Annotated in this window: 22 protein-coding genes and 1 pseudogene; 16 read left to right on the top strand and 7 right to left on the bottom strand. The window is 62.1% G+C overall.

Features of this window, described 5'->3' with window-relative positions; translation table 11 throughout:
* Nucleotide 1: 1 nt before the first annotated feature.
* The 4 genes from YA0848_RS33100 (at nucleotide 2) to YA0848_RS33085 (ending at nucleotide 4,903) form a co-directional block, all read left to right on the top strand.
* Nucleotides 2-1,060 carry an alpha-ketoacid dehydrogenase subunit beta gene (locus YA0848_RS33100; protein ID WP_034098947.1) on the top strand — a complete coding sequence of 353 codons (1,059 nt, stop codon included), beginning with the start codon at nucleotides 2-4 and terminating at the stop codon, nucleotides 1,058-1,060.
* Entirely contained in the window at nucleotides 1,061-2,317 is a 1,257-nt protein-coding gene (locus YA0848_RS33095) for a dihydrolipoamide acetyltransferase family protein (protein ID WP_034098948.1), read from the top strand. It abuts the gene before it with no gap.
* 4 nt (nucleotides 2,318-2,321) lie between these two features.
* Entirely contained in the window at nucleotides 2,322-3,701 is a 1,380-nt protein-coding gene (gene lpdA / locus YA0848_RS33090) for a dihydrolipoyl dehydrogenase (RefSeq protein ID WP_184316293.1), read from the top strand.
* A gap of 182 nt (nucleotides 3,702-3,883) precedes the next feature.
* The gene (locus YA0848_RS33085) at nucleotides 3,884-4,903 is read left to right on the top strand and encodes a branched-chain amino acid aminotransferase (protein WP_034098950.1); all 1,020 of its coding nucleotides are present in this window, start codon (nucleotides 3,884-3,886) and stop codon (nucleotides 4,901-4,903) included.
* 192 nt (nucleotides 4,904-5,095) lie between these two features.
* Here the strand turns inward: YA0848_RS33085 and YA0848_RS33080 are convergent.
* A pseudogene (locus YA0848_RS33080) lies at nucleotides 5,096-5,548 on the bottom strand (GNAT family N-acetyltransferase); the annotation flags it as partial.
* A gap of 183 nt (nucleotides 5,549-5,731) precedes the next feature.
* Here YA0848_RS33080 and ctlX point away from each other — a divergent pair.
* The 7 genes from ctlX (at nucleotide 5,732) to YA0848_RS33045 (ending at nucleotide 11,628) form a co-directional block, all read left to right on the top strand.
* Nucleotides 5,732-6,658, top strand: a complete 927-nt coding sequence (ctlX, locus tag YA0848_RS33075) for a citrulline utilization hydrolase CtlX (RefSeq protein ID WP_034098952.1) — start codon at nucleotides 5,732-5,734, stop codon at nucleotides 6,656-6,658.
* Between the two features lie 11 nt (nucleotides 6,659-6,669).
* A complete protein-coding gene (locus tag YA0848_RS33070; protein ID WP_034098953.1) occupies nucleotides 6,670-7,716 on the top strand; it encodes an ornithine cyclodeaminase in 1,047 nt (348 codons plus the stop codon).
* Between the two features lie 281 nt (nucleotides 7,717-7,997).
* Nucleotides 7,998-8,777, top strand: coding sequence for an ABC transporter substrate-binding protein (locus tag YA0848_RS33065; RefSeq protein ID WP_034098955.1), 780 nt, complete (start codon nucleotides 7,998-8,000; stop codon nucleotides 8,775-8,777).
* Between the two features lie 101 nt (nucleotides 8,778-8,878).
* A complete protein-coding gene (locus tag YA0848_RS33060; RefSeq protein WP_034111007.1) occupies nucleotides 8,879-9,580 on the top strand; it encodes an ABC transporter permease in 702 nt (233 codons plus the stop codon).
* Nucleotides 9,577-10,290 (top strand): ABC transporter permease, encoded by a 714-nt coding sequence (locus YA0848_RS33055; protein WP_040268810.1) that lies wholly within the window; start codon nucleotides 9,577-9,579, stop codon nucleotides 10,288-10,290. Before YA0848_RS33060 ends, YA0848_RS33055 begins: the two co-directional genes overlap by 4 nt.
* 3 nt (nucleotides 10,291-10,293) lie before the next feature.
* Nucleotides 10,294-11,124, top strand: coding sequence for an ABC transporter ATP-binding protein (locus YA0848_RS33050; protein ID WP_198712397.1), 831 nt, complete (start codon nucleotides 10,294-10,296; stop codon nucleotides 11,122-11,124).
* A 6-nt stretch (nucleotides 11,125-11,130) separates the two neighbouring features.
* Nucleotides 11,131-11,628 carry an Lrp/AsnC family transcriptional regulator gene (locus YA0848_RS33045; protein WP_034098959.1) on the top strand — a complete coding sequence of 166 codons (498 nt, stop codon included), beginning with the start codon at nucleotides 11,131-11,133 and terminating at the stop codon, nucleotides 11,626-11,628.
* Nucleotides 11,629-11,689: 61 nt separating this feature from the next.
* Here YA0848_RS33045 and YA0848_RS33040 read toward each other — a convergent pair whose 3' ends face one another.
* The 4 genes from YA0848_RS33040 to YA0848_RS33025 form a co-directional block, all read right to left on the bottom strand.
* A complete protein-coding gene (locus YA0848_RS33040) occupies nucleotides 11,690-12,523 on the bottom strand; it encodes a TIGR03915 family putative DNA repair protein (RefSeq protein ID WP_040268811.1) in 834 nt (277 codons plus the stop codon).
* Nucleotides 12,520-13,740 carry a putative DNA modification/repair radical SAM protein gene (locus YA0848_RS33035; protein ID WP_040268812.1) on the bottom strand — a complete coding sequence of 407 codons (1,221 nt, stop codon included), beginning with the start codon at nucleotides 13,738-13,740 and terminating at the stop codon, nucleotides 12,520-12,522. Before YA0848_RS33035 ends, YA0848_RS33040 begins: the two co-directional genes overlap by 4 nt.
* Nucleotides 13,741-13,868: 128 nt before the next feature.
* The gene (locus YA0848_RS33030; protein WP_169903412.1) at nucleotides 13,869-15,206 is read right to left on the bottom strand and encodes a lysine N(6)-hydroxylase/L-ornithine N(5)-oxygenase family protein; all 1,338 of its coding nucleotides are present in this window, start codon (nucleotides 15,204-15,206) and stop codon (nucleotides 13,869-13,871) included.
* A 119-nt stretch (nucleotides 15,207-15,325) separates the two neighbouring features.
* Nucleotides 15,326-15,808 (bottom strand): sigma-70 family RNA polymerase sigma factor, encoded by a 483-nt coding sequence (locus YA0848_RS33025; RefSeq protein WP_034098965.1) that lies wholly within the window; start codon nucleotides 15,806-15,808, stop codon nucleotides 15,326-15,328.
* 263 nt (nucleotides 15,809-16,071) lie between these two features.
* Between YA0848_RS33025 and YA0848_RS33020 the strand changes: the two genes are divergently transcribed.
* The 4 genes from YA0848_RS33020 (at nucleotide 16,072) to YA0848_RS33005 (ending at nucleotide 21,475) form a co-directional block, all read left to right on the top strand.
* A complete protein-coding gene (locus YA0848_RS33020; RefSeq protein ID WP_169868511.1) occupies nucleotides 16,072-17,241 on the top strand; it encodes an efflux RND transporter periplasmic adaptor subunit in 1,170 nt (389 codons plus the stop codon).
* A complete protein-coding gene (locus tag YA0848_RS33015) occupies nucleotides 17,231-19,213 on the top strand; it encodes a MacB family efflux pump subunit (RefSeq protein WP_144419319.1) in 1,983 nt (660 codons plus the stop codon). The genes YA0848_RS33020 and YA0848_RS33015 overlap by 11 nt, the downstream gene beginning before the upstream one ends.
* Nucleotides 19,206-20,621, top strand: a complete 1,416-nt coding sequence (locus tag YA0848_RS33010) for an efflux transporter outer membrane subunit (RefSeq protein ID WP_184316291.1) — start codon at nucleotides 19,206-19,208, stop codon at nucleotides 20,619-20,621. Before YA0848_RS33015 ends, YA0848_RS33010 begins: the two co-directional genes overlap by 8 nt.
* Before the next feature lie 104 nt (nucleotides 20,622-20,725).
* Complete coding sequence (locus tag YA0848_RS33005) at nucleotides 20,726-21,475, top strand: alpha/beta fold hydrolase (protein WP_169903410.1); 750 nt, start codon at nucleotides 20,726-20,728, stop codon at nucleotides 21,473-21,475.
* Between the two features lie 175 nt (nucleotides 21,476-21,650).
* Here YA0848_RS33005 and YA0848_RS33000 read toward each other — a convergent pair whose 3' ends face one another.
* Nucleotides 21,651-23,162, bottom strand: a complete 1,512-nt coding sequence (locus YA0848_RS33000) for a M10 family metallopeptidase C-terminal domain-containing protein (RefSeq protein WP_052229496.1) — start codon at nucleotides 23,160-23,162, stop codon at nucleotides 21,651-21,653.
* Between the two features lie 209 nt (nucleotides 23,163-23,371).
* On the opposite strand from YA0848_RS33000, the gene YA0848_RS32995 reads away from it, so the two are divergent.
* A complete protein-coding gene (locus tag YA0848_RS32995) occupies nucleotides 23,372-24,235 on the top strand; it encodes a LysR family transcriptional regulator (RefSeq protein WP_169903409.1) in 864 nt (287 codons plus the stop codon).
* 150 nt (nucleotides 24,236-24,385) lie between these two features.
* Here the strand turns inward: YA0848_RS32995 and YA0848_RS32990 are convergent, their stop codons facing one another.
* Nucleotides 24,386-25,831, bottom strand: a complete 1,446-nt coding sequence (locus tag YA0848_RS32990; RefSeq protein ID WP_169903408.1) for a hypothetical protein — start codon at nucleotides 25,829-25,831, stop codon at nucleotides 24,386-24,388.
* Nucleotides 25,832-25,923: the final 92 nt, after the last annotated feature.

Here is a 25,923-nt window from a genome sequence, read left to right as displayed (position 1 = left end):
CATGAACGATCACAACAACAGCATCGAACTGGAAACCGCCATGACCACCACCACCATGACCATGATCCAGGCCCTGCGCTCGGCCATGGATGTGATGCTCGAACGGGACGACAACGTCGTGGTGTTCGGCCAGGACGTCGGCTACTTCGGCGGCGTGTTCCGTTGCACCGAAGGCTTGCAGAGCAAGTACGGCACCTCGCGGGTGTTCGACGCGCCGATCTCCGAAAGCGGCATCGTTGGCGTGGCGGTAGGCATGGGCGCCTATGGCTTGCGCCCGGTGGCGGAAATCCAGTTCGCCGACTACGTGTACCCGGCCACCGACCAGATCATCTCCGAAGCCGCGCGCCTGCGTTATCGCTCGGCCGGCCAGTTCACCGCGCCGCTGACCATGCGCATGCCCTGCGGCGGCGGCATCTATGGCGGCCAGACTCACAGCCAGAGTATTGAAGCGGTGTTCACCCAGGTCTGCGGCCTGCGCACGGTGATGCCGTCCAACCCGTATGACGCCAAGGGCCTGCTGATCGCCTCCATCGAAAACGATGACCCGGTGATCTTTCTCGAACCCAAGCGCCTGTACAACGGCCCGTTCGACGGCCATCACGACCGTCCTGTCACCCCCTGGTCCAAGCACCCGCAAGCCCAAGTGCCGGACGGTTACTACACCGTGCCCCTGGACGTGGCCGCCATTGTGCGCCCGGGCTCGGCCGTCACCGTGCTGACCTACGGCACCACCGTGTATGTGTCGCAAGTCGCCGCCGAAGAAACCGGCATCGATGCCGAAGTCATCGACCTGCGCAGCCTGTGGCCGCTGGACCTGGAAACCATCGTCAAATCGGTGAAAAAGACCGGCCGTTGCGTGGTGGTGCACGAAGCCACGCGCACCTGTGGCTTTGGCGCCGAGCTGGTAGCGCTGGTGCAGGAGCATTGCTTCCACCACCTGGAAGCGCCGATCGAACGCGTCACGGGGTGGGACACCCCCTACCCGCACGCGCAAGAGTGGGCGTATTTCCCAGGGCCGTCCCGTGTGGGCGCGGCGCTTCAACGGGTCATGGAGGTCTGAATGGGCACGCACGTTATCAAGATGCCGGACATTGGCGAAGGCATCGCGGAAGTGGAACTGTCGGTCTGGCATGTGAAGGTCGGCGATATGGTCGTCGAAGACCAGGTGCTGGCGGACGTGATGACCGACAAGGCGATGGTGGACATTCCCTCGCCGGTCCACGGCAAGGTCATTGCTCTCGGCGGCGAGCCGGGCGAAGTCATGGCCGTGGGCAGTGTGTTGATCAGCATCGAAGTGGAAGGCGCGGGCAATGCCAAGGATGTGCCGGCGGTTGCCGAACCGGTGAAGGCCGCACCTGCGGTGGAAGCCAAACCCGCGCCGGTTGAAAGCAAACCCGCGCCAACCAAGGCTGCGACGCAAGCCCCGGTGGCCCGCGAAGCTGACGAACGCCCCCTGGCCTCCCCCGCTGTGCGCAAGCATGCGCTGGATGCCGGTATCCAACTGCGGCTGGTCCAGGGCACCGGCCCGGCCGGGCGGATCCTGCACGAAGACCTCGACGCCTATCTGCAACAAGGTTCGGCGAAGCCTTCGACGGCAGCCACCCCTTACGCCGAACGCCACGACGAAGAACAAATCCCGGTAATTGGCATGCGCCGCAAGATCGCCCAGCGCATGCAGGACGCCACCCGGCGCGCCGCGCATTTCAGCTATGTGGAAGAAATCGATGTCACTGCGCTAGACGAACTGCGCGTGCACCTCAACGAAAAACACGGTGCCACTCGGGGCAAACTGACCCTGCTGCCGTTTATCGTGCGCGCCATGGTCGTGGCGCTGCGGGACTTCCCGCAGATCAACGCACGCTACGACGACGAAGCCCAGGTCATCACCCGCCTCGGCGCGGTGCATGTGGGCGTCGCCACCCAGAGCGACGTGGGTTTGATGGTGCCGGTGGTGCGGCATGCCGAAGCGCGCAACCTGTGGGGCACCGCCGAAGAAATCACGCGCCTGGCCACGGCCGCACGCAATGGCAAGGCCAGCCGTGAGGAATTGTCCGGTTCCAGTATCACCCTGACCAGCCTCGGCGCCTTGGGCGGTATTGTCAGCACACCGGTGCTGAATCTGCCGGAAGTGGCGATTGTCGGCGTCAACCGCATCGTCGAACGGCCGATGGTGATCAAGGGCCAGATCGTGATTCGCAAGATGATGAACCTCTCCAGTTCCTTCGATCACCGCGTGGTCGATGGCATGGACGCGGCGCAATTTATCCAGGCCATTCGCGGCCTGCTCGAACAACCCGCCAGCCTGTTCCTGGAGTAAGGGCATGACACAAATTACCCATACCACCCTGCTGATTATCGGCGGCGGCCCCGGCGGTTATGTGGCGGCGATCCGCGCCGGGCAATTGGGCATTCCGACCATCCTGGTGGAAGGCCAGGCCCTGGGCGGCACCTGCCTGAATATCGGTTGCATCCCGTCCAAGGCCTTGATCCATGTGGCCGAACAATTCCAGCAAACCGTGCACCACAGCCAGGGTTCCCAGTTGGGCATCGAAGTGGATGTACCCAGCCTGGATATCCGCAAAAGCGTGGAGTGGAAGGACGGCATCGTCGACCGCCTGACCACCGGCGTCGCCGCGTTGCTCAAGAAACACAAGGTGCAAGTGATCCACGGCTGGGCCAAGGTGGTGGACGGCAAGACCGTCGATGTCGGCGAGCAACGCATCCAGTGCGAACACCTGCTGCTGGCCACGGGTTCGAAAAGCGTCAACCTGCCGATGCTGCCGATTGGCGGGCCGATCATTTCATCTACCGAAGCGTTGGCTCCCACCCAAGTGCCCAAGCGCCTGATTGTGGTGGGCGGCGGCTACATCGGCCTGGAACTGGGCACGGCCTACCGCAAGCTTGGCGCAGAAGTCAGCGTGGTCGAGGCGCAGGATCGCATCCTGCCCGCCTACGATGCCGAATTGACCCAACCGGTGGCCGACTCCCTAAAGCAACTGGGGGTGAAGCTGTACCTCAAGCACAGTGTCACCGGGTTTGCCGACGGCCACCTGCAAGTGCGTGACCCCAATGGCGACACCTTGTCATTGGCCACCGACCAGGTGCTGGTCGCGGTGGGTCGCAAACCCAACACCCAGGGCTGGAACCTGGAAGCGCTGAACCTGAACATGAACGGTACGGCAATCCAAGTCGACAGCCGCTGCCAGACCAGCATGCGCAACGTGTGGGCCATCGGCGACCTGAGCGGCGAACCGATGCTGGCGCACCGGGCCATGGCCCAGGGCGAGATGGTCGCCGAACTGATCAGCGGCCTGCATCGCGAGTTCAACCCGGCGGCAATCCCGGCGGTGTGCTTTACCGACCCGGAAGTGGTGGTGGTCGGCAAGACCCCCGACGATGCCAAGGCGGCGGGGCTGGACTGCATCGTGTCGAGTTTCCCGTTCGCGGCCAATGGCCGGGCGATGACGCTGGAGTCGAAAACCGGCTTCGTGCGGGTGGTGGCGCGACGTGACAACCACCTGATTGTCGGCTGGCAAGCAGTGGGCGTTGGCGTCTCGGAGCTGTCCACGGCCTTCGGCCTGAGCCTGGAAATGGGCGCGCGCCTGGAAGACGTGGCCGGCACCATCCATGCGCACCCGACCCTCGGCGAGGCTGTGCAGGAAGCGGCATTGCGGGCGCTGGGCCACGCGCTGCATCTGTAAGCCAGTCAGCTCCCACCTTTGGAATGCAATCAACGGTGGGAGCCAGGCTTGCCCGCGATAGCGGCGGATCAGCCAATACAGATGTCGGATGGTCCGCCCACCTGCTCCCACACGAGCCAAGAATGCAGTATTGTTGCGCCCATCCAGAAAAAAATCCGACTTGACCAGAGATAGAGGGTGTCATGGGTAACGAAAGCATCAATTGGGACAAGCTGGGTTTTGACTACATCAAGACCGACAAGCGGTTTCTCCAGACCTGGAAGAACGGCGAATGGCAAGCTGGCACCCTGACCGACGACAACGTGCTGCACATCAGCGAGGGCTCCACCGCCTTGCACTACGGTCAGCAGTGCTTCGAGGGCCTCAAGGCCTACCGCTGCAAGGACGGCTCGATCAACCTGTTCCGCCCGGACCAGAACGCCGCCCGCATGCAACGCAGCTGCGCGCGCCTGCTGATGCCGCATGTACCGACCGACGTATTCATCGACGCCTGCAAACAAGTGGTCAAGGCCAACGAGCGCTTCATCCCGCCCTACGGCAGCGGCGGCGCGCTGTACTTGCGCCCGTTCGTGATCGGCACCGGTGACAACATCGGCGTGCGCACCGCGCCGGAGTTCATCTTCTCGGTGTTCTGCATCCCGGTCGGTGCCTACTTCAAGGGCGGCCTGGTGCCCCACAACTTCCAGATCTCCACCTTCGACCGCGCCGCGCCACAGGGCACCGGTGCAGCCAAGGTCGGTGGCAACTACGCCGCCAGCCTGATGCCAGGCTCGGAAGCGAAGAAATCCGGTTTCGCCGACGCGATCTACCTGGACCCGATGACCCACTCGAAAATCGAAGAAGTCGGTTCGGCCAACTTCTTCGGGATCACCCATGACAACAAGTTCATCACACCGAAGTCGCCTTCGGTGCTGCCAGGCATCACCCGCCTGTCGCTGATCGAACTGGCCCAGACCCGCCTGGGCCTGGAAGTGGTCGAGGGCGAAGTGTTCATCGACAAGCTGGACCAATTCAAGGAAGCCGGCGCCTGCGGCACGGCGGCGGTGATCTCGCCGATCGGCGGTATCCAGTACAACGGCAAACTGCACGTGTTCCACAGCGAAACCGAAGTCGGCCCGATCACCCAGAAGCTCTACAAAGAGCTGACCGGCGTGCAGACCGGTGACGTCGAAGCGCCAGCCGGCTGGATCGTAAAGGTCTAACCGCCTGTGGGAGGGGCTTGCCCCCGATAGCAGTGGCTCAGTCAATGAATCTGTCGACTGATACACCGCATCGGGGGCAAGCCCCCTCCCACATTCGAGCCGGTTCTTTCAGTTAACTGAGGAGGGCGTTTGGATTCTCATATAGGGCAAGCCCCCTCCCACATTTACTTTCCGGTGTTCTCAGGCATCGCACGAGAACAACGCCTTCTCCATCACCAACGTGCGCTCATTGCCGTGATCGACCTCACGTACCGTGCGAAACCCCAGCCTGGCGTAAAACGGCTCGGCCGTCAGCGAGGACGGCACACTCAGCGTTGTCACCCCCGCTTCCCCCGCGCGCAGTTCGATTTCACTCATCAGTAACCGGCCAATGCCCTGCCCTTGCCGCGTCGGGTTGACGAACACCGAGCGCACCACTTTGGCATCCAGTGCAGCGGTGCCGACGATCAACCGCCCCTGAACGGCCACTAGCACCACACGCCGCTTGAGCAGCTCGCGCACCGCGTCGGGCGTAAAGTTGCTGGCCACCCGCTCAATCACATCCGCCGGATAGTCCTGTGCGTTGCTGCCGTACAAAGCCGCCAGGATGACCTGGCTGATTCCCTCGGCATCGTCGGGTTGAGCGAGACGTACGACGGTAGACATATTTCTTCCTGGCCAACGGCGTCATAACCGACACCCCACTATCCACAACTCTCCCAGCCGATTCGGCTGCCCCACGCCCCTTTTCAGCTTTCCCCGCTGAGCGGCCCTGCTGTTTCAGCCGGGATTCATCCGGCACAACCCACACAATAGCTGCACAGTTCATCCCATGGATTTCGTGCCCCCATGCAAACCACCAACACCGTCCTGATGATTCGCCCGGCGCGCTTTGCCTTCAACCCGGACACCGCGGTCAACAACCGTTTCCAACGCCCACCCGCCGACCCCCTCAGCGCACAGCAGAAAGCGCTGGAGGAGTTCGATGAGTATGTCGACACTCTGCGCCGCCATGGCGTGGAAGTGCTAGTGGTACAGGACACGCCAGCGCCCCATACCCCCGATTCGATCTTCCCCAATAACTGGTGGAGCAGCCACGCCGACGGCAGCCTGGTGCTGTACCCGATGGAAGGCCAGAACCGACGACTGGAGCGCGATAAAGGGGTGCTGCAGGTCCTGGAACAACGCTTTGCGATCACCAGCACCATCGACCTGAGCCACCTGGAACGAGAGAACATCTTCCTCGAAGGCACCGGCAGCATGGTGCTCGACCGCCAGCACCGCATCAGCTATGCCTGCCACTCCGGGCGCACCCACCAAGATGCGCTGCGCCAGTTCGCCGAACGACTCGACTACCGGCTCTGCGTATTCCACGCCGTCGACCGCCATCACGCGCCGATCTATCACAGCAACGTGATGATGAGCGTCGGCCGTGACCTCTCGGTGGTGTGCTTACAAGCCCTGCCCGACGCCGCCGAGCGCCTGACCTTGGAGCGTTCACTGCGCGACACCGGCAAGGACATCGTCGCGTTGGACTTCGATCAATTGGAAGCCTTCGCCGGCAACATGCTCGAAGTGCACGACCGCGACGGCCAGCCGCTGCTGGTGATGTCCGCCAGCGCTTGGGGCGCCCTGCACCCGCAGCAACGCCGCCATGTGGAGCGCCACACGCGGCCGGTGGTGGTGAATATCGACAACATCGAACGCATCGGCGGCGGCAGTGCCCGCTGCATGCTGGCCGAAGTGCATCTGCCCGCCCGCCCCTCATTTCAATAAGGAGTCTTGCCATGACCCGCTATATCGACGTCAACGACCTCAGCTACCTGGTTTCGCAAAAAGGCTTGCAAACCTGCATCACCGAAATGGCCGAGTACATTCGCGCCGACTACCTGCGTTGGCAGGATTTCGAAAAATGCGCGCGCCTGGCCAACCATTCGCCTGAGGGCGTAATCGAGTTGATGCCGGTCTCGGACGCGTCGCTGTATGCCTTCAAATACGTAAACGGCCACCCGAAAAACACCCTGGCCGGCATGCTTACCGTGATGGCCTTCGGTGCCCTGGGCGATGTGGACACTGGCAAGCCGGTGCTGCTGGCGGAAATGACCCTGACCACCGCGATCCGCACCGCAGCCACCTCCGCCCTGGTGGCGCGCTACCTGGCGCGGCAAAACAGCCGCAGCATGGCCTTGATCGGCAACGGCTCCCAGAGCGAATTCCAAGCTCTGGCCTTCCACGCCATGCTGGGCATCAATGAGATCCGCCTGTTCGACATCGACGCCAAAGCCACCGCCAAATTGGCCGCCAACCTCAAAGCCTTCCCGGCGATCAAGGTGATTCTGGCCGACAGCGTGGCGGCGGCGGTCAAAGGCGCGGACATCGTCACCACTGTGACCGCCGACAAGGCTTACGCGACGATCCTTACCGACGCGATGATCGAGCCGGGCATGCACCTCAACGCCGTCGGCGGCGACTGCCCAGGCAAGACCGAGCTGGACCGACGTATCGTCGAGCGCGCCCGGGTGATCGTGGAATACGAGCCGCAAAGCCGTATCGAAGGTGAAATCCAGCACATGCCCGCCGATTCGCCGGTGACCGAACTGTGGCAAGTGATCAACGGCCAACAACCTGGCCGCGAGAACGAGCGCCAGATCACCCTGTTCGATTCGGTGGGCTTTGCCATCGAAGATTACTCGGCCCTGCGCTACGTACTGGACGTGGCCCAAGCCCTGGACATCGGCAGCGAGCTGGAGCTGGTGCCCGACCTGGCCGACCCGAAGAATCTGTTCGCGCGCCTGGCCCAACAGCCGGCCGCACAGCAGAAAAAGCGCGCCTGAAACCGCTCTGGCCTGCCCCTTTGCGCGAGGGGCAGGCGCACTTTTACACAGATAAAAGCCGATTCTGCGCGCGTCACAGCCGAATCCGCTGCATTGCAGGTTTTAACAGCGCAATTCGCGGTTTAGGCGTGGGGTAAACGACACAAAAAACGCACCATCATGACGCATTCTCTGTGTCGCCCGAATCGCCAGAAGTGACAGGTTCGCTGCATAAACAGAACAGAAATACGCTTCACTTTTTAACTGCCCTGACATCAATTACAAAATATAGGGACTGCACCATGACTCCATTGCGATCACTCTTCGCTGCGTTGCTGTTGCCACTGTGCGCCACCGCCGCTCACGCCCAGGAGTGGAAAGAAATCCGCTTCGGCGTGTTCCCCGAGTACCCACCCTTCGAATCCGTAGCCGCCGACGGCAGCCTGCAGGGATTCGATATCGAACTGGGCAATGCGATCTGCGCCAAGCTCGACGTCAAATGCACCTGGGTGCACAACGAGTTCGATGGCATGATCCCGGCGCTGCGCGCGCGTAAGTTCGACGCCATCATGTCGTCCATGGCCGTAACACCGGCCCGCGAAAAAGTTATCGATTTCAGCGACCGTCTGTTCCTCAGCCCAACCTCGGTGATCACCCGCAAGAACGCCGATTTCGGCGATACCCCGCAATCGTTGAAAGGCAAACAGGTCGGCGTGCTGCAAGGCTCGTTGCAGGAGGCCTATGCCCGTGCGCATCTGGCCAAGCTCGGCGCTCAGGTCAAGGCGTACCAGTCCCAGGACCAGAACTACGCCGACCTGCAAAACGGCCGCCTCGACGCCACCCTCACCGACAAACTCGAAGCCCAGCTGAACTTCCTGTCCAAGCCCGAAGGCGCCGACTTCAAGACCGGCCCGGCCTTCAAGGACCCTACCCTGCCCCTGGACATCGCCATGGGCCTGCGCAAGAACGATGCTGAGCTACGCGCTCTGATCAACAAGGGCATTGCCGCCATCCAGGCCGATGGCACCTATACGCAGATCCAAAAGAAGTACTTCGGCGATCAAGACATCTACCACGAATAAGCCCCTTCCCCGAAGGAGGACACTTGCGTGAGAGGGGGTTGCCCCCTCCCACACAAGCCCCCTGCCAACGGGGTATGTCTGCGCCCAATAGAGATCTTCCCATGAACGAATTCCTCAACCTGCAGGGCTACGGCCCGATGCTGGCCCAGGGGGCCTGGATGACGCTCAAGCTGGCGTTCCTGGCGCTGGCCCTGAGCCTGGCACTGGGGCTGATCGCCGCCGGCGCCAAGCTGTCCAGCGCCAAATGGCTGCGCGTACCGGCTACGCTCTACACCACGCTGATCCGCAGCGTGCCGGACCTGGTGCTGATCCTGCTGATCTTCTACAGCCTGCAACTGTGGCTCAACGACCTGACCGAAACCTTTGGCTGGGCGTACTTCGAAATCGACCCGTTTACCGCCGGGGTGGTCACCCTGGGGTTTATCTACGGCGCGTACTTCACCGAGAACTTCCGCGGCGCGATCCTCAGCGTGCCGGCCGGCCAACTGGAAGCGGCCACCGCCTACGGCTTGAGCCGCTGGCAGCGTTTCCACCTGGTGCTGTTTCCGCAATTGATGCGCTTTGCCCTGCCGGGCCTGGGCAATAACTGGCTGGTGCTGCTCAAGTCCACCGCGCTGGTATCGATCATCGGCCTGTCGGACCTGGTCAAGGCCGCCCAGAACGCCGGCAAGACCACCAACGAGCCGCTGTACTTCCTGATGCTTGCAGGCCTGGTGTACCTGGTGATCACCACCCTGTCCAACCGCATCTTCAAGCGCCTCGAACGGCGCTACAACCTCGGCATCAAGGGGATGGCGCGATGATCGAACTGTTCCAGCAATACGGCCTGGCCTATCTGTTCAGCGATGGCTCGGGATTGTCCGGTGTCGCCATGACCCTGTGGCTGTTCATTATCTCCATAGTCCTCGGTTTTTTTCTGTCGATCCCATTGGCCCTGGCTCGCGTGTCGGAACACGTCTGGCTGCGTTGGCCGGTAGAGGTCTACACCTACCTGTTTCGCGGCACACCGCTGTATATCCAACTGCTGATTTGCTACACCGGGCTGTACAGCCTGGAGGTGGTACAGGACAACGCCCTGCTCAACGAGTTTTTCCGCAATGCGCTGAACTGCACCCTGCTGGCCTTCGTGTTGAATACCTGCGCCTACACCGTGGAAATTTTCGCAGGGGCTATCCGCAATATTCCCCACGGCGAAATCGAAGCGGCCCGCGCCTATGGCCTACACGGCTGGCGGCTGAACCTGTTTGTGGTGATCCCGGCAGCCCTGCGCCGCGCACTGCCGGCGTACAGCAATGAAATGATCTTGATGCTGCACGCCACGTCCCTGGCATTCACCGCCACGATTGCCGACATCCTCAAAGTGGCCCGCGACGCCAACGCCGAAACGTTCCTGACGTTCCAAGCCTTCGGCATCGCGGCCCTGCTCTACATGCTGCTGTCCTTTGCACTGGTGGGCCTGTTCCGACTGGCCGAACGTCGCTGGATGCGTTTTCTTGTACCTACCCGAGGCTAACCTATGAATCAGTCCGCGCAGGCCCTGGCTGCATACCCGATCGACGTACCCGCTGCCAACGCCGCAACAACCGCCATCAAGCTTCAGGTCGAAGGCATCCACAAGCGCTACGGCGACCACGAAGTGCTCAAGGGCGTGTCCCTCAATGCACGCAACGGCGATGTGATCAGCCTGATCGGCGCCAGCGGTTCCGGCAAAAGCACGATGCTGCGCTGCATCAACTTCCTCGAACAGCCCGACGCCGGGGTCATCACCCTGGACGGTATCAGCATCGAAATGCGTCAGGGCCGCGCCGGCACCCGTGCGCCCCATCAGGCGCAGTTGCAGAACCTGCGCACGCGGCTGGCCATGGTGTTCCAGCACTTCAACCTGTGGAGCCACATGACCGTGCTGGAGAACATCACCCTGGCGCCGCGCCGGTCCCTGGGCGTCAGCGCCGCCGAGGCGGAAAAACGTGCGCGGCTGTACTTGGACAAAGTCGGCCTGCCGGGCCGGGTGGCAGAGCAATACCCGGCGTTCCTGTCCGGCGGCCAGCAACAACGCGTGGCCATTGCGCGGGCGCTGGCGATGGAGCCGGAAATTATTCTGTTCGACGAACCGACGTCAGCGCTTGACCCTGAGCTTGTAGGAGAAGTCCTCAAAGTCATACAGACGTTGGCCGAGGAAGGTCGTACCATGCTGATGGTCACCCACGAAATGGGCTTTGCCCGCCAGGTGTCCAGCCAGGTGCTATTCCTGCACCAGGGCCGGGTCGAAGAGCAAGGCAGCGCCCAGATCCTCGACCATCCCAGCAGCGAGCGCTTGCAGCAATTTCTTTCCAACCGTTTGAAGTGAACCACCATGGAAACCAAGGCCAACGGACCCCATACCTCCCCTACCCTGGACCGCATCGACGAAGCGATCATCGACGTGCTGCGACACCAGGGCCGGATCACCTACGAAAAACTCTCGTCGCTGGTGCACCTGACCCCCAGACCCTGCCTGGAGCGAGTGCGCAAGCTGGAGCGGCGTGGGGTGATCCGCGGGTATGGGGCGATCATCGATGTGCAGATGGTTTCGCCAGGGTTGTCGTTGCTGGTGCTGGTGGCCTTGTCCAACCAAAGCGGGCGCTCGGCGCAAAGGGCCTTCGAGGCCTGCATGAAGGCGTGCCCGCAGGTGTTCGAATGCCAACTGATCAGCGGGCCGTTCGACTACAGCTTGCGCATGCGCTGCCGGGATATGGAGCACTACCGGGTGGTGTCGGAACTGTGGCTGAACAATGACGAATTGCATATCGACAAGCTGGTGGCGCATCCAGAACTGGCCGTGGTGAAAAACACCGCCATCGAACTGAGCTGAAATCCCCGCCACAAGACACCGGCGATCCAATGTGGGAGCGGGCAAGCCCCTCCCCTATTTTTTAACTGTGCCCGCTCAAGATTTTCTTGCCAGGCCGAGCGCCTATCATCCTCGCCTGACCATCCTTCTGCTTCCCCGTTCGCGCCTCGCTGATCAGGCCCGGGATCAGCTTGCCTTCGGGCAGGTTTTTCCAGAATCGACTGGGCAAGTGGCCTTCCATCACCTTGGGGTTCAACCGCGCCGGGTTGAAGATGTGGCTGTAGTAGGTCAGCCACATGGCGCTGTGGGGGTCTTCGACGTTCTGTGCCAGTTGCTGCCAGGCTTCGGGGCAATGGCGTTGATGAATCATTTGCTGGCCGTCGTAATACACGCCGTCCAACGGTGTGGCGATCATCCAGCGATGGCGGCCCATGCGTCCGATAAAGTGCTGGCTGGCCGACTTCAGAATGTCGTGGGCCGGTTCATGCCAGGCCACGTACTCCGGCAACTCCGGCCCGGCCTCTGGCGGCAGCGCGACAAAGCGCACGAACGCGTGCAGGTGATGGGCTTCGCGGCTGACCTGCTTGATCCGCCGCTGCAACTCGCTGCCCAGTTTGTCGCCCGCCAGCATCGCGGTGCGGTCGCCGTGGCTGACGCGCCACAGCACTTCATACAACAGGCTCCAGCGTTGGTCGCCGTGGTAGCAGGCGGCCGACTCCAGCAGTTCGAGCAGTGCCTTGGGAATACGCGCCTGAAACGGCCCCAGCCCGGCAGGGATCGGCTCATCGGTGGCAAACAGGTCCGCCGCCTGGGCCTCGCCCCAACTTACTTGGCTGGGGTCGACCTGATGGCTGAGCAGCCAGCGCGCCTGTTCGCGCCAGGTGCCGAACAGGTTGTCGCATTCCAGGCTGATCATCCCCACAGCCCCATTTGCTGCGGTTGCGGCCGGTCGCGCAGTTGCTCGCGCAGCAACACACTGGTGCTGTCCGCCTGTTGCGGGTGGTAGTCGCTGGTGATGAAAAACGGCTTGGCCTTGGCCAGCACACAGCGCATGCGCGCCAGGTCTTCGAAGCGGATTTTGCGTTCGCGGCGCAGGTCCACCAGGCGCTGGGTGGTGCGCAGGCCGATGCCGGGAATACGCGCGATCAACGTCGGTTCGGCTCGATTGAGGTCCAGGGGGAACACCTCGCGATGTTCAAGAGCCCAGGCCAGTTTGGGGTCGATATCCAGCGCCAGGTGACCGGGGCCTTCGAACAACTCGCCGGCACTGAAGCCGTAGCTGCGCAGCAGGAAGTCGGCCTGGTACAGGCGGTGTTCGCGCATCAACGGTGGCGCGGCGAGGGGTACGCTTTTTGGGCTGTTGGGAATGGGGCTGAACGCCGAGTAGTAGACGCGGCGCAGCTTGAAGTTACCGTACAACGCTTCGGCGCCATGCAGGATGGTGCTGTCGTCGGTGTCGTCGGCGCCGACGATCATTTGGGTGCTCTGCCCGGCCGGGGCGAAACGCGGCGCGCGAGGCTCATTGAGGACCGTCTGCTCGCCGGTGTAGATGGTCCGCATGGCCTGCTTGATCGAGCCGATCTGCTTTTCCGGTGCCAGGGTTTGCAGGCTGGCATCGGTGGGCAGTTCGATGTTCACGCTCAGGCGATCGGCATAACGCCCGGCCTCGGCAATCAACGCCGGGTCGGCTTCGGGGATGGTCTTGAGGTGGATATACCCGCGAAAGTCATGCTCTTCGCGCAGCAGCTTCGCCACCCGGACAAGCTGCTCCATGGTGTAGTCGGCCGAACGGATAATGCCGGAGCTGAGGAAAAGCCCGCTGACGCAATTGCGCCGGTAGAAATCCAGGGTCAGGGTGACCACTTCTTCCGGGCTGAACCGCGCACGGGGCACGTCGCTGGAGCGGCGGTTGACGCAATACTGGCAGTCGTAAAGGCAGAAGTTGGTGAGCAGCACCTTGAGCAGTGACACACAGCGCCCGTCAGGCGTATAGCTGTGGCAGATGCCCATGCCATCGGTGGAGCCCAGCCCCGCCTTGCCCTCGGAACTGCGCTTGGGCGCGCCGCTGCTGGCGCAGGACGCGTCGTACTTGGCGGCGTCAGCGAGGATGCTGAGTTTTTCGATCAACTGCATGGCGGGCTACCGATACTGGTTTTTTGTACAGTATCAGTGGTAACCCTTTGTCACAAGTACCGCCCGTAGGGGCGAGCTTGGGCGAAAGCACACTGCCTCGCCCTTCCGCCCCGCCCACCGGCGCGAACTCAGCTTGCGGTGGCCAGCAGCAATTCCTCGATTGACCGCCCTTGGCCGCGCCCACGGTCCAGGGCATACAGCGATGCTGCAATCTCATCGGCGCGGATCGGCAGCACCGACAGCAAGGTGTCGCTCAACCCATGGCTGGCCTGGCTGAAGCCCTGGATATAAATGCCCGCGTTGCAGCGCTCGTCGGTGACGATGCGGTAGTCGCGGCTCACTTCGAAATCGCCCATGTAGGTTTCCAGAGGGGCGAGCAGTTCGCGGTGCATCTGGCGCTCATAACCGGTGGCGAGGATGACCGCGTCGTAGTGATGCACGGTCGTTTCACCCGTGGCGTTGTTGCGCAGAGCCAGTTCGATGCCCAGCGCGCCGGGAGTGACCTTCTCCACCACGGTCATGGTGCGGAACGCCTGGCGCGCGATGCCGGAGACTTTCTGGCGATAGAAAATGCCGTAGATGCGCTCGATCAGGTCCAGGTCCACCACCGAATAGTTGGTGTTCTGATACTCCGCCACCAACCGCTCTCGCTCGGCGCCGACTTGCTGGAACACCAGGTCGGTGAACGCCGGCGAGAACACTTCGTTGACGAACGGGCTGTCATCGGCCGGCTTGAGCGCCGAACCGCGCAGGATCATGTCCACCTGCACCGAGGGGAAGCTGTCGTTGAGGTCGATAAAGGCTTCGGCCGCGCTCTGGCCGCCGCCGATGATCGCGATGCGCATCGGCTTGCCCTCAACACACGGCTGGTTGGCCATGCGCTCCAGGTACTGGGAGTGGTGGAACACGCGGTGGTCGTTCTTGAACGCCTTGAAGGTATCGGGAATGCGCGGCGTGCCGCCAGCGCTGACCACCACCGAACGGGTAGTGCGCACATGCTGCTCGCCCAGCGCATCGCGGGAGATCACCCGCAAAGCCTCGACCTGCTGCTGATGCAGGATCGGTTCGATGGCCAGCACTTCCTCGCCGTAGCGGGCCTGGCTCTGGAAGTGCCCGGCGACCCAGCGCAGGTAGTCGTTGAACTCCATGCGGCACGGATAGAAGGTGCCGAGGTTGATAAAGTCCACCAGACGGCCGTGGGCCTTGAGGTAGTTGACGAAGGAGTACGGGCTGGTGGGGTTGCGCAGGGTCACCAGGTCCTTGAGGAAGGAAATCTGCAATTCGCTCTGGGTCACCAGGGTATTGCCGTGCCAGCGATAGTCGGCCTGTTTGTCCAGAAACAGCACGTCCAGTTTGCCCTGCGCCTTCTCGCGCTCTTGCAGGGCGATGGCCAGTGCCAGGTTCGACGGGCCGAAACCGATGCCGATCAGGTCGTGAACCGCGGGCGAAGCAATTGCCTGTGTCATTCCAGTGTCCTCTGGATAAGCCCCGTGGCGGTGGGGCGGGAATACCTTCAAGACCTGCACAACAGGTCGTGTGTTGATAGGAAACGAGGACAGTGAAAAAAAATTTAAGCCGTCGACCCTCAGTGCGCATCCCACTCGCGCATCCGCACGCGGCAGTGTTTCATGGCATTGACGATGTTTTTTTCCACCAGAGCGCGGGAGATGCTCAGGCGTTCGGCGATTTGCAGATGGCTCAGGCCGTCCAGCTTGCGCAACAGGAAACTCTCGCGGCAGACCGCCGGCAGTTCGGCCAGAGCGCGCTCAAGCAGTTCCAGGCGCTGGGCCTGATCGTGGCTGGCGTGGGGCGTGCCGGCGGCGAAGCGCTCTTCGCTGTCCAACACCTCCAGCGGCTCGACCTGGCGCAAGGCATTGCGCCGATGGCCGTCGATCACAAGGTTCAACGCCGTGCGGTACAAAAAGGCGCGGGGTTGCTCGATGGGGGTATCGCTGGAGCGTTCCAGTACCCGCACATAAGCGTCATGCACCACATCTTCGGCCACCTGACGGTTGCCCAGCTTGGCGTTCAGGAAACACACCAGCTCGCGATAGTAGTTTTCCAACACGACTCCCGACCATCTTGAAAAAACGCTGCAGGCGCGAGCGTTATCGGGCCTGCAGAAGGGTGCCATTCGATAATGGCAGTTTGGGTGGGTGCAATTTATAGTAATTCTCATCTACTTTTAAAGAAGACTTGTAACGCCAGCCGTTTTTTTATGCAAAAGAGCTGCAACGGCCTATGTAAGTGCTTAAATTCCAGCGCCCTTATCTCGTTTAACTGTCAGCTCTGCGCAACCGCGCCCTGAACTCTCCTGGCTGGAATCCATCCATGAAACGCCCCCGCCCCGCCCGACGCGCCTTGCTTGTTGTGGCGTGCCTGTTACCGCTGATCGCCGTCGCCGCGTGGCAGGTACTGCCCTCGGGCCGCGACGACCTGACCACCGTCACCGTGACCCGCGGCAATATCGAAAACAGCGTGACCGCCCTCGGTACCCTGCAACCGCGCCGCTATGTGGACGTGGGCGCCCAGGCGTCCGGGCAAATCCGCAAGATCCATGTCGAGGCGGGCGATCAGGTCAAGGAAGGCCAATTGCTGGTGGAAATCGACCCATCCACCCAACAGGCCAAGCTCGACGCCAGCCGCTACGCCATCGAAAACCTTAAGGCGCAATTGCAGGAACAGAAAGCCCAGCACGAGTTGGCGCGCCAGAAGTACCAACGCCAGCAGCGCCTGGCCAGCGGCAACGCCACCCGTGAAGAAGACGTACAAACCGCCAAGGCCGAGCTGAGCGCGACCCAGGCCCGGGTCGACATGTTCCAGGCCCAGATCCGCCAGGCCCAGGCCAGCCTGCGCAGCGATGAAGCGGAGCTTGGCTACACACGTATTTATGCGCCAATGAGCGGCACCGTGGTGGCGGTGGACGCCCGCGTCGGCCAGACCCTCAACGCTCAACAGCAGACGCCGCTGATCCTGCGCATCGCCAAGTTGTCGCCGATGACCGTATGGGCCGAGGTGTCGGAGGCCGATATCGGCCACGTCAAACCCGGCATGAGCGCCTATTTCACCACCCTGAGCGGCGGCAACCGGCGCTGGAGCAGCACTGTGCGGCAGATCCTGCCGATCCCGCCCAAGCCGTTGAACGAAACCCAGGGCAGCGGCAGCCCCACCAGTTCCAATAAAAGCGGCACCGGCCGCGTGGTGCTGTACACCGTGCTGCTGGACGTGGATAACACCGACAACGCACTGATGGCTGAGATGACCACTCAGGTGTTCTTCGTCGCCGGCCAGGCCAAGGACACCCTCACCGCCCCGGTCGCCGCCCTGCTCGGCAACGGCAACACCGACAAACAGATCGCCCGCGTGGTGATGCCCAACGGCAGCATCGAACAGCGCGAGGTGCGCCTGGGCCTCAGCGACCGCTTGCGGGTGCAGGTGCTCGACGGTTTGAACGAAGGCGACCACCTGTTGATCGGCCCGGGCGACGGCCATGGGGGTTGAGGTGAGTACGCCGCTGATCGAACTCAGGCACATCCGCAAAACCTACGGCGGCGGCGACAGCCCTCAAGTTGACGTATTGCGCGGTATCGACCTGGCGATTCACGCCGGCGAATTCGTGGCGATTGTAGGCGCATCCGGCTCGGGCAAATCCACCTTGATGAATATCCTCGGTTGCCTCGACCGCCCCAGCAGTGGCGAGTACCTGTTCGCCGGGGAGAACGTCGCGCACCTGGACAGCGACGCCCTGGCCTGGCTGCGCCGTGAAGCGTTCGGTTTTGTGTTCCAGGGTTATCACCTGATCCCGTCCGGTTCGGCCCAGGAAAACGTGGAAATGCCGGCGATCTACGCCGGAATCAGCGCCGCCGAACGGCATGCACGGGCCAGCGCCCTGCTCACCCGCCTGGGCCTGGCCGAACGGACCGGCAACCGCCCGCACCAGCTCTCCGGTGGCCAGCAGCAGCGGGTGTCCATCGCTCGCGCGTTGATGAACGGCGGGCACATCATCCTCGCCGACGAACCCACCGGCGCCCTCGACAGCCACAGCGGCGCCGAGGTAATGAGCCTGCTCGACGAGCTGGCCAGCCAGGGCCATGTGGTGATCCTGATCACTCACGACCGCGAAGTCGCGGCGCGCGCCAACCGCATCATCGAGATTCGCGATGGCCTGATCATCAGCGATTCGGCATCCGCCCACGACACCGCGCCCGCCGCTACCCCCGGCGCCCTGCAAGCGGTTGACCTGCGTCAGCGTCTGGCGGACGGCGCCGAACACAATGGCGCCTGGAAAGCCGAACTGGTGGACGCTGTCCAGGCGGCCTGGCGTGTGATGTGGATCAACCGCTTCCGCACCGCGCTGACGTTGCTCGGCATCATCATCGGCGTGGCGTCGGTGGTGGTGATGCTGGCCGTGGGCGAAGGCAGCAAGCGCCAGGTCATGGCGCAGATGGGTGCGTTCGGTTCAAACATCCTCTACCTCAGCGGCGCCTCACCCAACCCACGCACGCCGCTGGGCATCGTCAGTTTGGCCGACGTCGCAGCGCTGGCGGCGCTGCCTCAGGTGCAGCGCATCATGCCAGTCAACGGCAGCGAAGCCGGGGTGCGTTACGGCAACGTCGACTACATGGCGTACGTGGGCGGCAACGACACCAATTTCCCCGACATTTTCAACTGGCCGGTGGTCGAGGGCAGTTACTTCACGGCGGCCGACGAGCGCGCCGGGGCCACGGTGGCGGTGATCGGTCATCGGGTGCGCGAGAAGTTGTTCAAGGGCCTGGTCGACCCGATCGGCCAATACATCCTGATCGAGAACGTGCCGTTCCAGGTCATCGGCGTGCTGGCGGAAAAAGGCGCCAGCTCCGGCAATAAAGACAGCGACGACCGCATCGCCATTCCCTACACCGCCGCCAGCGTGCGCCTGTTCGGCAGCTACAACCCCGAGTATGTGGTGATCGCCGCCGCCGATGCACGCAAGGTGCATGAGGCCGAACAGGCCATCGACCAGTTGATGCAGCGCCTGCACCACGGCAAGCGCGACTACGAGCTGACCAACAACGCCGCGATGATCCAGGCCGAGGCGCGCACCCAGAACACCCTGTCGCTGATGCTCGGTTCGATTGCGGCGATTTCCCTGCTGGTGGGCGGTATCGGTGTGATGAACATCATGCTGATGACGGTGCGCGAGCGTACCCGCGAAATCGGTATCCGCATGGCCACCGGCGCACGCCAGCGCGACATCCTGCGCCAGTTCCTCACCGAGGCGGTGATGCTCTCGGTGGTCGGCGGCCTGTGCGGCATCGCTCTGGCCTTGCTGGTGGGCGGCGTGCTGACGCTGGCCAAGGTGGCAGTGCAGTTTTCCCTGGTGGCGGTGCTTGGCGCGTTTGGCTGTGCGTTGGTCACCGGCGTCGTATTCGGCTTTATGCCGGCCCGTAAAGCTGCCCGGCTCGATCCGGTTAAGGCATTGACCAGTGAATAAACCCTGTATCCCATCGCACCTGTGCGTGCTCAGCCTGTGCCTGCTGCTCAATGCCTGCGCCGGCCAACCGCCCAGCGTCGACAGCCGCATCGCGCCGCCGGCCGCCTGGCAGTACGCCGAACGCGAGGCCGCCCAGAACGTGAACACCCAGTGGTGGACACAGTTCGGCAGTGCGCCGCTCAATCGTTTGATCGGACAGGCGCGGCGCGACAGTTTCGATGTGGCCGCAGCGGTGGCGCGGGTGCGCCAGGCTCAGGCCAGCGCGGTGATTGCCGGCGCGCCGTTGCTGCCGGAGGTGAAGGCCAACCTCACCACCAGCCATCAGAAGCTGCTGCGCGGCCCCGGCGGCCCGGACCTCGACGCCAGCGATAGTGACGACACGGTCAACAACTTCGGCGCCAACCTGACCGCCAGCTACGAAGTGGATTTCTGGGGCGCTCGCGCTGCCGCCCGCGACAGCGCCCTGCACAGCCTGCGGGCCAGCGAATTCGACCAGGCCACCGTGGAACTGACCCTGCTCAGCAACGTCGCCGACCGCTATGCGCAAACCCTCGCCGCCGCGCAGCGCCGGCAGATCGCCGAGTTGAACCTGGCCAATGCGCGGGATGTGCTCGCCCTGGTGCAAACCCGCTATGACGCCGGCTCGGCCACCGCGTTGGAGTTGGCCCAACAAAAAAGCCTGGTGGCCGGCCAGCAGCGCCAGTTGCCATTGATCGCGCAACAGGCCGAAGAGTCGCGCATCACCCTCGCCGCCCTTCTCGGCCAACCCGTGCAGGCCCTGGACCTGGGCGCCGAGCCCTTCCAGAATCTGACCTGGCCCGTCATTGGCACCGGCCTGCCCAGCCAATTGCTCAGCCGCCGCCCGGACATCGCCAAGGCCGAAGCCCAACTGGCGGCGGCGCAGGCGGACGTGACGGTGGCCCGCGCCGCCCTGCTGCCCGCCGTGACCCTCGGCGCCACCTTGGGCTCCGACGCCTACAAGGCCGTCGATGTGCTACGCAGCCCTTATTACACGCTAACCGCCGGGCTGGTGGCACCGATCTTCAACAACGGCCGTTTAAGCGCTGAACGGGACAAGGCCCGCGCGCGCCAGGATGAACTGTTGCAAACCTACCGCGGCGCGATCATCAACGGCTTTGCCGACGTGGAAAAAGCCCTCAGCAGCATCACCCGCCTCGACCAGCAGCGCCAATGGCAGGACGAAGAACTGCGCCAGGCGCAGACCGCATTCCAGATCGCCCAACAGCGCTACCAGGCTGGGGCCGCCGACTGGCTGACGGTGCTTGAAACCCAGCGCACCTTGTTCGCCGCTCAGGACCTGAACGTGCAACTGCGACTGTCACGCCTGCAAGCCAGCATCGCGCTCTACAAAGCGTTGGGTGGCGGCTGGACCTCTGAAATCCGATAAACAAAACTCCGCTTTCTTACATGAGCCGTCTTTTCACCCTACATTCTCAACCCCGAGGTCCTTGGTAAAAAAGCCGCTGTCATACAGCTGCCCTGGACCTCTCGATGACCGTCGTAAAACACTTGGCCTGCGGCTGCCTCTGGCTGCTGGCAGGCCTTGCCTTTGCCGAGCCGTTGATCAAACCGACCGCCATCGATTGGTTGCTGGACTGCCCCCTGCCCGCTAACGAACGCCTCGACCCCAACGTACTGGAACGCACCCAGTGCGGCACCGTATCGGTACCGCGTAACTACGCAGCGCCCCGCCAGGGCATCCTGCGCCTGACCGTCACCCGTGTTGGCGCCCGCGAGCCGTTGAGCCGTCAGGGCGTGATCTTCACCCAAGCCGGCGAACCGGCGCGCAAGAACAGCAGCGGTACCTTCGCCATTCAACTGGCCAGCCGCTGGAATACCCACACCACCCCGGCCTATCGCACGCTGCTCGATCGCTATGACGTGATCGAACTCAGCGCGCGCACTATCCGCCAGCCCAACGACGTCGAATACGCCGCCCGCGACATGGAATACGTACGCGCCCAACTCGGCGATGCCCAACTGCATTACCTGGGCAACGCCGAAGCCACGCGACTGGGCAATCGCTACAGCGCGCTGTTCCCCGAACGCGTGGCGCGCATGGTGCTGGTCAACGCCGACCCCGACGACAGCGGCACGCTGCAAGTCGAACAACTGCGCCTCAAGGAGCCGGCAAAGGCGGATGCCGGCGCTTGCATCACCCGTTGGATCGGCGACTTTCTGGCCTACGGCAAGCAGCCGCCACCCTTCACGCGCTGCCTGGATATAGGCGACTGGCAATAGCGCACCGTTTGCGACCCTTTGCCGCCGAAAACGACCTCCCGCATTGACGCTCCGGTCGGATCGTTATTAAGTGCTATTTATCCGCATTAATACGATAAATCGCACCCATGCTACGCATGAGCGGTGCTTAAGCGAGCGGTAGCCGATCGAAGGGCTACCGCCGCACCTTCAGGATTTATTTCACGAAATCGCCCCAACTCAACATCTGCTCGCTGTCAATTTTGAGCATAAAGTCGGCACGCCGATCGCCATCCAGATCAATCTGCAATACTTCCTGACGGGCATTTTCGTCGTACGTCAGCATGACTTGCCGCCCTTCACCGCTGAACTTGGAAACTAATTCGACCGGTTTTTGCGCAATGTCGCGCCGTGGCCTTGTGGAATTTAACCCGTTCCGCAATTCCTCGATCGGAGAATAGTTACTTTCATCGATATAAGTACTCTCGGGCCCGGTCGCACGGAGATTGGAAATATCGATCTTGTCCCTACCCGACACAAAGTCCGTGATTCGATCAGGCGCCTGCGGTGTCGATTGCTCAGGGGTTAAAAAGACGTAAGTGTTCTTGCCACCACCACCGGACAATTCGTTCTGTGCCGCGTTGCCAATCAATATGTCGTCGCCGGCTCCGCCTTTAGCGTTTTCTATTGTGGTGCCTTTGGCGATGAACACATTTTTTCGCATCCCTCCAATATCCGAGGGTGTACCTTCATTGAGATTGATGACCTGGTTTTGGCTAAAGCCGGAAAAATCCAGGGTGTCCGTGCCACCACCGTCCCACACCGTGAATACTGGTGCGTCAGCGTTCGAGTGCAGGTGATAGGCCTCGCGGTCGGCATTGGAATTAAACCCATAGGTGGTATCGCCCGTACGGGTTTGATGATTGACCCCGTATAGTTTTTGCATCGCCGCGATGTCATCGACCATCGGCGTTGAAGGCGAATGGTGCATGCCGTTTTTGTGAAATGATTGCCCGGAGTGGTGTTCGCTCCAATAGCTCATAACGCTGTGTCCGCCGGTGTCCTCCGCGTATGTGGCCGTGTTGTAACTCGCACCAGCGGGATGGCTTCTGAACGGATGCCCTAGCCCAAGGGCGTGCCCGACCTCGTGGGCAAGGGTTTTGTGGCCTTCGTTGTTGTGGCTCGGTGCGGTATGAGCGTCTTCCGTGCCGTTGAGCCAAACCTCGGCGACCGGCACGTTTATTTGAGCGCGGGGACGTGATGCCATGAATTGGCGGGCTCCTTCGGAAGGTGGAAGGCTCGCGAACGCGTTGCGACCTTGGGGGTCCAGGGCGAAGTTGCCGAAACTGATGTTGCCATCCTCCTGCGTCCCCGGGCTGGCCTGGGTGAAACTCAGATTGGCGACATCCGACCAGTGCTCCATGGCCCTGAGTGCCGATTCCTTTTGCGCTTGATTGAATTCGCTGAACTGCGTGAGCCCCAGCTGGCGGAATGACTGCCCCGCCGTTGTCAGAAAACGATAGGCGATGTCCGTTTTTCCATCACCGTTAAGATCAGGCCAACGCAAATTGTCACGGGTTATCTCATCGGCCGCCTGCTGGATGCTGTAGGAAGGCTTGCCATTGATCTCGCGCCCGCCGCCGCGTTGATCGGCGTGCAGTACGCGATCCAACTGAGTGACGGTCGCGCTGGCATAGGGTGAAATGGTAATTGTGGGTGAGTTCGTCATAGCGTGTCTCCGAGGCTCTCAATCAGTGAGATGACAAAATAACGGGGGAGGTATTCCCACCGTCGCCGTCGACTCTAGGTCTGCCAACAGCGGGTTGGCAGGCGCTTTTCCTGAGTGACACCCCATACATTTCCGTCCGGCGTGTATCCCGATTCCCCCATCCTATGGCATCCCCTCTACAATGCCTCCCATTCATTCGCGGGGGCTTCATGGACATCGAACTGGCACGCACCTTCCTCGAAATCACACGCTGCGGCAGCCTGGCCGCGGCGGCAGAGAAACTGCACGTTACCCAGACCGCCATCACCGCCCGCGTGAAAAACCTGGAGAACCAGCTGGGCTGCACGCTGTTCGTGCGCAACCGGGCCGGGGCACGACTGACCGCCGATGGCGAGGCGTTTGTGGTGTACGCCAATCAATTGCTGCAAACCTGGGAAGCCGCGCGCCGCGACCTGCCGTTGCCCGATGGCTATCGCAATGTGCTGCATATCGGCGGCGAGGTGAGCCTGTGCAACCCGCTGATGCTCGGCTGGGCCCAAGCCCTGCGCGAACACATCCCCGGTCATGCCCTGCGTACGGAAATCCGCGAGGGCGACTATCTGTTGCGTCAGCTGGAACTGGGCGTGCTCGACGCCGCGCTGGTGTTCCAGCCGCACTACTGGCCGGGGTTGCAGGTGGAGCAGGTGTTGGAGGAAAAACTGATCCTGGTGCAATTGGCGAGCAAGCCCGAGCCCTACGTCTATATCGATTGGGGCCCGGGGTTTCGCCAGCAGCATGACGCCGCCCTGCCCGACCGGGCCCGCGCCGCCGTGAGTTTCAACCTCGGCCCGCTGGCACTGCAATACATCCTGGAGAACGGCGGCGCCGGGTACTTCCGCACGCGAGTGGTGCAAAGCTACCTGGACAGCGGCGTGATGCGGCGCGTAGCCAAAGCGCCCGAATTCAGCTTTCCGACGTACCTGGTGTACGCACGGGCGCGGGATTCGGCGGTGTTGCAGCAGGCGCTGGAACTGTTGCGCGGGGTGGTCAAGGCCGAAGGGGATTGGTCACAGCGTTGGGATCCGCTGACTTGAATCTCACAGCCTGACCTGCGTGTGTTTTTTGCGCAGCCTCCTGTCGCCACTGATGAGCATCCTGTTCCCCACCTCGCAGTTGGCGTTCGTTACACGCAAAAAAGGGGGCAGCCCCCATGGACTGCCCCCAGCAGCAATCAGGCGAATCGATCAGCGCACGATTCTCTGACTGCAGATATGACCGAAGCTGACGGTCTGCACAATGTTGCCTCCTACACCTACACCCGGAAACTCCTTGAGTTCGATGCGCCAGCCACCCTCGTTGAACCAGGTCTCCCAGTTATACGTCTGGCCAGACGCACTGTCCGGATAGACCACGCGGTAATCACCGGAGCAGGTGCCCAAGTTGACATTGCCCGAGGCGGCCCCGGTGATGCCGGTCTTAGCCTCGTAGTTGACCCAGTTGTAGGGGCCACTGAAGTGCTTGTCGAGCTTGAGAACCGGTGTGACGCCGCGCAGTGGTTCACCCGTGGTGTCTGACCATTGGGTGCTCCAACTCAAACTACGGGCCGCCTGCGTTGCCAGCTGAGCGATCGAACTTGGTATGCGCACCACGTTGTCGCCATACACGTTATGCTGGTTCAAGCGCGGCAGCGAACCCATGGTCAACTTATATTTCGCCTGGGGGTTCAGCGCTACTGCTGGGTTGGCCCGCACGCGCGCCTTGACGGTGTAACCCGGAGTCAAGTTCGAATAGGTCGTGGTGTTTTCCGGCTGGATCACCACCCACGTGCTGCCATCAAACCGCTCGAAGATCCACTGGTTACGTGTTCCCTCCTGCTCCTCGGTAAGGTAAATGCCAACACCTTGGCCACGCAGCGAGGTGAAATCGAAGTAATCGACGTCGCTGACGCTGTCGAGGTTACCCGTCACCTGGTTCAACGCATCCGGCAGTGCGAAGGCGGTTGACGGGGTGTCGTTGGGCTCAAAGGCATCGATATTGCTATCCACCGCCACACCGAAACTGAACTGCCCACTGCTCGCGGTATTGGCCACCATGAACCAATAGTAGTCGCCGGCCGGCAGCACACCATTGAGGTATTCATCAGCGTTGTCACCATTGTCGGACGTGCCCAAAGGGGTCAGGTTACCCTGGCCGTCATCATGGAACAGGGTGAGCGACATGTCGGTCCCCGAGCTTTGGTTCAACAGCTGGACCTGGATTCGCGCGTTTTTCGGCAGATTGAAGTGGTAGGCGATTTGCGCGCCGGTCTCCACCCCAGTGAGGGTGTAAAGCGTGTTGATGTCGAGAGTGGGAAACAGGGGGGTGAACGCCGCAATAGCAGCTCCTGCACTTTGAGCCTGTTCAGGCTTTTTCAACTCCTCCACCAACGTGTCGACCGCCCTGTTGCTGGGGGCCGCCTTGCTCGCCGCCATCTTGGACTTATCAGCCTTGGCCGCCGTAATTTTCTGTTTCAGCGCATCCGAAACCGGCAACGCTTTGAGCGTACCTCCGGGGCTCAGGGCTTTCTCTACGGCTTGCTTGAGCGTATCCGCGCTGAGTTTCGGAAGGGTTGGTTCGGCCAGCGCAAAGGCCGAAACAAAGCAGGAGGCAGCCATGGCCGCGCCGAGCATAAAGGCTTTTTTCGATTTCATTTTTTATCCATCCATAGTTAAAAACTGAAGGTCAGGTGACATCCGGTCACCTGGGATGGACTGTAGGTCACAACTGTATGCATGTACAGTAT

Origin of the sequence: Pseudomonas sp. S4_EA_1b, assembly GCF_016307435.1 — a bacterium.
Lineage (GTDB): Bacteria > Pseudomonadota > Gammaproteobacteria > Pseudomonadales > Pseudomonadaceae > Aquipseudomonas > Aquipseudomonas rhodesiae.
The sequence above is the reverse complement of the archived record's forward strand: the minus strand, read 5'-3'. Positions and strand labels throughout refer to the sequence as shown.